General features: G+C 46.3%; 5 protein-coding genes. 1 reads left to right on the top strand and 4 read right to left on the bottom strand.

Going from position 1 to position 6,972, the window contains the following annotated elements; all coding sequences use genetic code 11:
* Positions 1-446: 446 nt before the first annotated feature.
* Positions 447-3,701 (bottom strand): S41 family peptidase, encoded by a 3,255-nt coding sequence (locus QZ379_RS11495; RefSeq protein WP_291564768.1) that lies wholly within the window; start codon positions 3,699-3,701, stop codon positions 447-449.
* Between the two features lie 177 nt (positions 3,702-3,878).
* Here QZ379_RS11495 and QZ379_RS11490 point away from each other — a divergent pair, with 177 nt between their 5' ends.
* A complete protein-coding gene (locus tag QZ379_RS11490) occupies positions 3,879-4,253 on the top strand; it encodes a thioesterase family protein (protein WP_291564766.1) in 375 nt (124 codons plus the stop codon).
* A gap of 73 nt (positions 4,254-4,326) precedes the next feature.
* On the opposite strand, the gene QZ379_RS11485 is transcribed toward QZ379_RS11490, so the two are convergent.
* The 3 genes from QZ379_RS11485 to QZ379_RS11475 form a co-directional block, all read right to left on the bottom strand.
* Positions 4,327-5,670 (bottom strand): MATE family efflux transporter, encoded by a 1,344-nt coding sequence (locus QZ379_RS11485; protein WP_291564764.1) that lies wholly within the window; start codon positions 5,668-5,670, stop codon positions 4,327-4,329.
* 359 nt (positions 5,671-6,029) lie between these two features.
* Positions 6,030-6,326 carry a helix-turn-helix domain-containing protein gene (locus tag QZ379_RS11480; protein ID WP_291564770.1) on the bottom strand — a complete coding sequence of 99 codons (297 nt, stop codon included), beginning with the start codon at positions 6,324-6,326 and terminating at the stop codon, positions 6,030-6,032.
* Positions 6,304-6,612 carry a helix-turn-helix domain-containing protein gene (locus tag QZ379_RS11475; RefSeq protein ID WP_291564761.1) on the bottom strand — a complete coding sequence of 103 codons (309 nt, stop codon included), beginning with the start codon at positions 6,610-6,612 and terminating at the stop codon, positions 6,304-6,306. The genes QZ379_RS11480 and QZ379_RS11475 overlap by 23 nt, the downstream gene beginning before the upstream one ends.
* Between the last annotated feature and the right edge of the window lie 360 nt (positions 6,613-6,972).

Genomic DNA, 6,972 nt, shown 5'->3' with positions numbered 1-6,972 from the left:
TTGCGGCGGTCTTGAAAACCGTTGTACTGCGAGGTACCGGGGGTTCGAATCCCTCCCTCTCCGCTGAGGAAGGTGTAAATCAGACATTTGCGTGATTTACACCTTTTTTTATACCCCTGAAGGAAAGAGTCGGATCAACCTACAAGTGGATTAAAAGATAGTTTCGACAAGTCAAAGAAATACCTGGCAATCTTCTCTTTTGGGATATCGTTTTTTCTTTTTTACTTCTTCCTTGGCTTTTCTGTTTTAATCAAAGTTTCCCATAAACGACACTTGATTCTTATTGTGCGTCAATATTCATATTTGCAATTTTATAAAAGTAATAAATAGCTTAAGCGGTATTATAGTAATAGCAGTATTACAGTATTATAATAATAAAGGAGGTAAAGCTCAAAACATTACAGCTTTACCTCCTATATAACTTTAATACTTTACAACTTTACCTCCTATCCATCAATAGTCTTCAGCATTTCCTTTACAGCAGCCTCCAGCTGTCTGTCTTCGCCTCTCAACATCTCTTCAGGTGAATTATATACTTCTATGTCCGGCTGAAGCTCTTTATTTTCGAGATACTCGCCGCGCATATCCATACATCCCACCTGAGGAATACCGAAGACGATGCTCGGGTCTATCTGCCTTTCCCACCATACAGCGGTCATCGTTCCCGGAACGGGAGTACCGATAAGCTTGCCTATGCCGAGTTCCTTATACACCCACGGGAAGCCGTGAGCATTGCTGTAGTTATCCTCGCAGACCAGTACACACGACGGCTTGAGCCACTTGTTGAACGGGTCGCTGCCGATGTACTGTCCTCTCGGAACAAATCTCTGATACTCTTTCCCGTTGAGCAGAGTTACCAGGTCATCGTGTAGCCATCCTCCACCGTTATGACGCGTATCGACTATCACCGCCTCCTTGGTTCTGTTCTTCTCGCTCAGAAGTTCGCTATATACGGTACGGAAGCTCGGACTGTTCATTCCCTGCACATGCACGTATGCCACACGGCCTCCCGAGAGTTTCTCCACGAGCTGTTCGTTCCTTCTCACCCATCTTCTGTAGAGCAAGTCTGACTGCTCGCCCGCGCTGATAGCCTTTACTGTTACTTCAAACCGCTTACCCTTCTTTGGATTATACACCGAAAGGAGTACCTTCCTGCCTGCCTTGCCTTCCAGCAAAGGATAATAATCAGCTCCGGCCGATATCTTCTCGCCATCTATCTTTCCGATGATACATCCCTCAGTCACATCTGTCTTTTTTACGGCAAAAGGCCCTTTGGCTATTATCTCCTTTATCTTCAGACCGTCTCCTGTATAATCATTATCATAGAACGCCCCAAGACACGCTGTTTGGAACGAAGCTCCCGGCGCATAATACCTTGCCCCCGTGTGCGAACCGTTCAGCTCGCCAAGCATCTCGCTCAGCATCTCCTGGAAATCATAGTTGTTGTTTATATGCGGCAGGAACCGTCTGTAGATATTGTAATACCCTTTCCAGTCCACCCCATGCAGGTCGGCCACATAGAACTTGTCCTCCACCTGCTTCCATATATGGTCGAACATGTACTGGCGTTCCTCATACGGACGATAATTGAATGTAGCGCTGAACTCCACCGTCTTCGATTCGCCCTTCTCCATATTCACTTTTCTGATAGACGAGTTGCAGAGATACAGGTTCTCCTGCTTCTTGTCCGTCATCATCGCTCCGTAGCCGATATTTTTCATCACGATGGAAGTCTTATTCTCTTTCAGGTCGTGCACCCACAGGTCATAACCATCCTCGAAGGTGGCCTGATAATACAGTTTGTCTCCCTTCGCAGAGAGCACCGCATCGCCGAGTCTGGAAGAGTTCACCGTCAGGCGGATAACCCTGTCGCGACAGTTCTCAAGGTCGAATTCCAGAGGTTCAACCACATCCTTTTTCTCTTTTTCGCCGGCGTTCCTCTTTCCTTTTTTCTTCTCGTCCTCCTTCTTTGCGTCATCCTCCTTCTCTTTCTTCTCCGCTTCCTCCAGGAGAGCTGTTTCCTCCTTGCTCATACGGAAATGTTCGTAAGCATCGAGGTCGAAAAACATGATATACACATCGTCCTCCGAGCCCCAGCTGCCGTGGCTGCGATAACCCGCGCGGTCGCTCTTCCATATCATAGCCTTACCGCCCAGAACCCATTTCGCATCGCCGTCAGTATATCCGCTCTGAGTCAGATTATGAATCTCTCCGTTGCCCGACGCATTTACTAAGGCTACATCTTTATTGTTCCATCCCCCATAGCCGATATATCCCGAAAGCAGCCAACGGCTGTCCGGACTCCACTCGAACCACTGGTCACCGTCCGAGTAGGAATACTCAAACTTACCGTCCATCACGGTACGCACTTTCTTTGTTTTCAGATTAAGCACACGAAGCTCCGTTCTGTTCTGCAGGAATGCTACCTCCCTGCCGTCGGGGCTGTACTGTGGCTGGAACGATGTATAGCTGCTGTTCACCAGTCTTTCCTCTTTGAAATCATTGGCATAAGTAAACAGTTTGTCATCTTTATCAACCAGCGACGTCTGATATATCTGCCAGAGTCCGTCACGTTCCGAAGCATAGACAATACTTCTTCCGTCCGGCGAGAAATCTATATCCCTCTCCTGCTCCGGAGTGTCGGTAATCTGCTTTGTAGTCTTATACTCCACAGATGTGACATACACATCGCCACGCATCACGAAGGCTACCTCCTTTCCCTCAGGCGAAACCGATATCTCCGTGGCACCCGACGATTTCAACTGTTTCACCAAGTGCCTGTCATACGTGTCGGCCGCGATGCTCACAGTTACCTTCTTCGCCGGTTCTCCCTCCTTCAGCGTATATATCTCTCCGTTGAAACCATAACAAAGAGTTCCGTCCTTGGCAGCCGATAGGAAACGTACCGGATGCCCCGTATGCGATGTCAGGCGCGTAATGTTTCTGCCCTCAATGTCCGACCTGTAGATATTGAAGCTGCCGTCCCTCTCGCTCAGATAATAGAACGACTTTCCGTCCTGCGCCCATACCGGCGTCCTGTCCTCACCGTCAAACGTCGTTATCTTTCTGAATCTTCTTTCCCTGTCCACAGCTGCAGTGCAGAGCCATATGTCGCGCGTGATGGACGACGTGTGATGTTTTCTCCACGCGTCCTCATATCCCTTTCTGTCGTGATAGAGGAAAGACCTGCCGTCAGGACTTACACTGATATCCTCCATCGGAACAGACGAGAACATTACAGGTCTGCTGCCCTCAGTACTCACCTCGTACACCTGCGGAAACTGCGCGCTCGGGAAAGTCATATCCTCGGCGTCCGTCATCACTGCAGCCCCGAAGAGTACATGGTCGTTATCCCTGAATGCTACCGGCACCTCATTGCCAGAGTGAGATGTCAGCCTTCTCGGCACCCCTCCGTCGCGGCCCACTATGAACACGTCCATGCTTCCCTCTCTGTCGGATGCAAAAGCTATGCTCTTTCCGTCCGGGCTCCACATGGGATGGGTATCATATCCTCGGCTCGAAGTAATCTGCCGTGCCTTACCTCCTCCGGTGTCCACGGTGTAGATATCACCTTTGTAAGTAAAAGCTATCTGCCCTCCGTCCGGAGAAATGACACAATGCCGCATCCATAGCGGAGCCTCTTCGGCTTGTGCGGCCATCGCGGTAATATAGACTGCCGCCCCGAGTAAAAATCTTTTCATAAGCTCGATTATTTAATTATTGGAACATACGTTTTTCAAATCACAATCGTGACACAAAAATCACAAAAATCCCCCGATCCGCCAAGAATTTCCATCAAATCTTCACATTATCGCATTTTTCCGGCCGATATCATATATCTTTGCATCACGCAATAACCTATAAACATACACATAATCATGGAAAAAGGACTAAAACACATCAGCACAACCACTGTAACAACCGCCAACACAGCCCTCACCATGGGCTCCGGCGACATGGAAGTATTTGCCACCCCCGCCATGGTGGCCCTCATGGAGAATGCCGCAATGAAAGCCGTGGCGCCCCATCTGCCCGAAGGCTCTACCACAGTGGGAGCCATGATGCAGACATCTCACATCAAACCTTCCGCTCCCGGCGAGACAGTCACCGCTGAAGCCGTGCTCCAGGAAGTCGACGGCCGGAAACTGACATTCAGAGTCACCGCATCCGACTCCGAGGGAACCATTGGCGAAGGCATCCACATCCGCTATATAGTGGACCGCGAACGCTTCCTCTCCCGCTTGAAGCGATAGCTCCCCTGCGGCTGCAATACCAGTACGTACCGTTTCGGAGCAACACTCCGAAGCGGTCCGTATTCTTTTCCTCTCATATCCTCTTCCGCTTCCACCTTCCGCTGTGGAGATACATACTGCAGAATGCAAGCAGAAATCCTCCGTAGACATGCTCAGAAGTCCAGCACCACGCCACGTCGAGCTTCATCACCTGAATAGTCACAGTGATATATGCGGCATAAATCGCCAGGACCGCCAACTCCAACACGAACGCCATGCGCGTATTCCCCGTTCCCGATACAGACTGGAAATATATGTTTGATGCAGCCGTAAGCCATGTAGTGGTACAGAACACCCACAGCGACGGCACAGCAGCCTCTATCAGTTCCGGCATATCAGTGTATATACCCAGTACCGCCTCAGGAAACACCGCAAACACCACAGTAAGAGGCAAGACCACAGCCAACGCCAGCTTTATATGCTGATGCACCGTACAGACCACACTCTCTGCCTTTCCCGCGCCTATCTGATTGCTCACCAGCGAACCGCACGTAGATGCAAACGCCGATATAATCATAAACGTAATGCCGGAGATATTCCTTATGATATTGGTTATAGCAAGCGGACGCTCGCCCAGGTGCTCCACATAGAGGAAGAAGATAAACCATGTGGACAGCGATATGAAATTCTGAATCATGGTCCACAGAGAAACGTCGAGAATTCTCCTGAGCTTCTGCATATCGAATCTGCCGAACCTGTTAAGTCCATATTTCTTCAGATCCACTTTCCGGAGCGTATAAACGATAAAGAATATCAGCGAAACCATCTCCGCGAGCGACGAGCCTATGGCCGCACCTGCAATCCCCAAAGCCGGAAATCCCAACTTTCCGAAAATCAGTATATAATTGAACACTATGTTCGCCCCCACCATCACTATGGAGTTCAGAGTAAGCGTCCTCGTCTGCGTGGTACCCACAAAGAAAGCCCTGAACATCACCGCCACAAACGAGAAAAAGAACCCGAACGCCCTCCAGTGTATATAGCTCTCCGCAGCAGCATAAATATCCTGCGATGAAAGTATTGCGGGCAGCAACCATTTTGCCGCCGGCCCGGTAATGGCAAAGGCTGCAGCTGCCAGAAAAATCATGAAATATACTCCCTGATAAAATATGTCGCCTATCTCTGAATATCTTTTCTCGCCGTTCCTTCGCGCCATCAGTATCTGCGAACCGATGCTGAAACCGAAACCTATCATGAAGATGGATATATAATATACTCCGGCTATGGCTGATGCACCAAGCTCCACTTCACCTACACGGCCTAAAAAAGCTGTATCTGTCATACCTATTGCTTGCTCCATTACAAGACTTATAAGAATAGGGTAGGCTATGGTTAATATCTCTTTTGAGGTATATGCTCTTTTCTGAATATTTTTCATGTTAATATTATTTTGCCGTTTCCTTTGCGTGTAGTGGAAAAACAAAAAATCCCGATTTCGCTTGGAAATCAGGATTTTACTGCTTGTTGCTTTTCTTCTAAGTGGTGCCACCAGGAATCGAATATCTAAATTCAAAATCCTAAATTACAGCACTTTAATATCTTTGGAAAAATCCCCGAACCACTGAATCAGCCATATGCCAAATTCACCAATTTTCGATAGATTCTCGTTAATCATCCTTTGACTTTACAAAGGTAAGTGTTCGGTTCTATTCCTCCAAATATTTATATGATTATTTAGGCGTAGCTACAAGCTATTTTATAAAGTTTATCTTTTGATTATTAATGTTTTAAGAAATATCATTCAAATGCCAATACTTTGTTTCTTTCCAATATATCTATAATGTCCTGTTCCTTATACAGAATCTTTCCTCCTATTTTATAATATGGCAATTTACCATTCATTCTATATTCAATAAGTGTTCTTTTTGTTATTTTGAGAGCTTTAGATAACTCCTGTTCTGTAATATAGCGGTTCCCGTCTAGTATAGGTCTATAGATTAAAGAATTTGCATCCAACATTCTGGATATACCTTCCATGGCTTCAATAAATCTTTTGACTTCATTACTATCCTTATTCAATACCATCTGTCCCATTTCCATTATTTGTATGTGTTTTAAGGTTATTCCTCATATAGTTTAGAATATCTTCTTTATTATAATATACTTTTCTGTCTATACGACTGAAAGGGATTAGCCCTTTCTGCCTTAAAGACAACAGTTTTCTGTCTGATATATTCATAAGAATACATACATCCTGATTATCCAACCATTCACTCAGTTCAGATTTGGAAGAGTTCAGTCCTTTCAGTTGTTTTTCTATCTTGAACAATATGTTGTTCATTTCCATAAATGCGCCGGCTTCTATGTTCACTATCTCCATAATCATTAGTTTAAGTGGTTGGTGCAAAAATAGAATAGAAGGTTGTGGAACACAAGAGACTATCATCAAAGTTCATAATATGACATCAGATGTCATGGCGAAGCCACTATGCTATGCAGATCGGAGGGAACTGAAATCCCTGTCTTATTTTGGGATTTGATAAGCAGACTATGTTTTGTTATTTGGGAAGGTGGATTTTCACAGCATTTGTGAGGTCATATATCGAATATAAGAATAGCCGCCTTTGGTTTACGGCTATGCGTCACGTCGGTCGCAGTTAATCCCTGTAATCTTTTCTTTAATTCTAATCCGTTTGCCGCCGCATTCTTTTTCAGGTGAATTTTCATGGCGATAGCCATA

This window comes from Bacteroides sp., assembly GCF_019417265.1.
Lineage (GTDB): Bacteria > Bacteroidota > Bacteroidia > Bacteroidales > Bacteroidaceae > Phocaeicola.
The sequence above is the reverse complement of the archived record's forward strand: the minus strand, read 5'-3'. Positions and strand labels throughout refer to the sequence as shown.